Annotated in this window: 2 protein-coding genes; both read left to right on the top strand. The window is 66.8% G+C overall.

Features of this window, described 5'->3' with window-relative positions:
• Nucleotides 1-517, top strand: a 517-nt coding sequence (locus tag EPD66_RS23315; protein WP_221931095.1) for a DUF1804 family protein, incomplete at its 5' end; no start/stop codon positions are given.
• On the top strand, nucleotides 517-2,217 hold the full coding sequence (gene terL / locus EPD66_RS23310; protein WP_142850966.1) for a phage terminase large subunit: 1,701 nt from the start codon (nucleotides 517-519) through the stop codon (nucleotides 2,215-2,217). The genes EPD66_RS23315 and terL, both read left to right, overlap by 1 nt.
• Nucleotides 2,218-2,380: the final 163 nt, after the last annotated feature.

Raw genomic sequence — 2,380 nt, 5'->3', positions numbered from 1 at the left:
TGACAGGGCGCTGACCATGGCCCATGCTCCCGAGACCAGGGCTGCTGTCCGCCAGTCCTACATCTACGACCGCTTGGGGCTTGAGGCGGCGGCCGAGAGGCATGGCGTGCCGCTGGGCACCGCCCGGCGCTGGAAAGCCCAGGCCGACGGCACCGGGGATGACTGGGACAAGGCGCGTTCCGTCAATGCCATGACGGCCGCCGGTGCCGGCGCCATCGCCCAGATCGTGCTGAACGACTTCATGACCCTGCATCAGGCCACCGTCCAGGCCCTTAACGAGGACGGCAAGACGCCACCTCTGGCGCGGGCCGAGGCGATGTCGCGGCTGGCCGATGCCTTCACGAAGACGATGGCGGCCGTCGCCAAGGCCGCGCCCGATCTGGGCCGCTATGCCGTGGCGGGCGAGCTGTTGCAGGATCTGGCTGCCTTTGTGCGGGACCGTTACCCGGAACATGGCCAAGCCCTGGCCGAGATCCTGGAGCCCTTCGCCGCCCATGTCGCGGAGAAGTACGGCTGATGGCCAAGGCGTGGAGCAAGAACAGCAAGTTCGGCACCAAGGAATTCCTTGAAGAAGTCGCCCAATTGGCCCAGGCGGTGCGCGAGGAAATCGCGCAGGCCTCGGAGCTGGGCGAGTTCGACCGCTCGGACAAGGCCAGGCGCGCGCGCATCACCCGCGCCCAGGATGACTTCGAGTTCTTTTGCCGGACCTATTTCCCGCATCATGCGCGTGGCAATCCCTCGCGCTTCCATGCCTTCCTGTTCGAGCGCTTGCCCGAGCTCGTGGAAGCGCCGGAAGGCCAGCGCGAGATCATCGCCGCGCCGCGCGGCAATGCCAAGTCCACCTACGGCACGCAGCTCTTCCCGCTGTGGTGCGTGATCACCCGGCGCAAGCGCTATCCCATCATCCTGTCCGATGCCATCGAAGTCGCCTCGATGATGCTCGAAGGCATCAAGGCCGAGCTGGAGACCAATCCGCGACTGGCCTTCGACTTCCCCGAGGCTTGCGGCGCCGGCCCGGTCTGGCAGGTGGGCGTGATCGTCACCCGCAACGGCGCCAAGCTGCAGGCCGGCGGCGCGCAGAAGCGCATCCGTGGTGCGCGCCACGGCAGCAACCGCCCGGACCTGGTCGTGCTTGACGATATCGAGAATGACGAGAATGTCCGCAGCCCCGAGCAGCGCGACAAGCGCGAAGCCTGGATCGACAAGGCGGTCGAACCATTGGGGCCGCCCGACGGCAGCATGGACATGATCTATGTCGGCACGGTGCTGCATCTCGACGCGGTGCTGTCGCGCAAGATGAAAAACCCGATGTGGCGGGCGACCAAGTTCCAGGCGGTGATGGCCTGGCCCGACCGCATGGATCTGTGGGAGCAGTGGGAAGAGGCCCTGCGCAACGATGGCCGCGAGGCTGCGGAAACCTTCTGGCGCGAAAACCGCGCGGAGATGGAACGCGGTGCGGAAGTCCTGTGGCCGGAGGTCCAGCCCTTCAAGCGGCTGATGGAGATCCGCGTCCGCATCGGTCTGTCGGCCTTCAACAGCGAATACCAGAACAGCCCGATAGCCGAGGATGCCACCTTCTCCAAGGTGGTGTTCTGGGTCGAGCGCGCGCCGCGCCTGGTCTATTTCGGCGCCCTGGACCCGTCCTTGGGCAAAAACAATCGGTCGCGCGACCCCAGCGCCATCCTGGTCGGCGGGTTCGACCGCGAGCAGGCGCGCCTGGACGTGATCGAGGCGTCGATCCGCCGCCGCGTCCCCAGCATCATCATCTCGGACGTGATCGCCCTGCAGCGGCGCTATCAATGCGTCATGTGGTTCGTCGAGGCGGTGCAGTTCCAGGAATTCCTGCGCACCGAGCTGATCAAGGCGGCCATCCAGCAGGGCGTGCCGCTGCCGGCCAAGGCGGTGCAGCCGACTACCGACAAGGCGCTTCGCATTGAAAGCCTGCAGCCGATCCTGATGGACGGGCGCATCCGCCTGCATGCCAGCCAGTCCACCTTGCTGGAGCAGTTGACGGGCTTTCCCCAGGCCGATCACGACGACGGGCCGGACTGCCTGGAGATGCTGTGGACCGGGGCGGTGTCCTTCGCGCCGCTGGGCGAGTTCCATGCTGCCGGCCAGCGCGGCCTGCTGCACCAGGGCGGATTTGATGGCGGCGGCTTCGGCATGGGCGGCTTTGCCGGCGGCGGGCGGATGGATTGGAGCGGGTATCATGACTGATTCGAAGAGCAAAACGGCCAAGCCGGTCTTCGGCGAACTGGCCGCTGCCTCCCGGCGCGATGACCTGGCGGGCTTTCTCGGCGAGATCCTGGCCACGCCCGACCCTGTGCTCGACAGCCTGGGCGGCGACCTCAAGCATTACCGGGCGCTGTTGCGCGACCAC

Source organism: Telmatospirillum sp. J64-1, from assembly GCF_006980715.1.
GTDB lineage: Bacteria > Pseudomonadota > Alphaproteobacteria > Rhodospirillales > Magnetospirillaceae > Oleiliquidispirillum > Oleiliquidispirillum nitrogeniifigens.
This window is presented reverse-complemented; position numbering and strand designations above follow the sequence as displayed.

Coding starts and splice junctions, on each gene's coding strand:
- terL (WP_142850966.1), top strand. CDS start 517: ATGGCCAAGGCGTGGAGCAAGAACAGCAAGTTCGGCACCAAGGAATTC.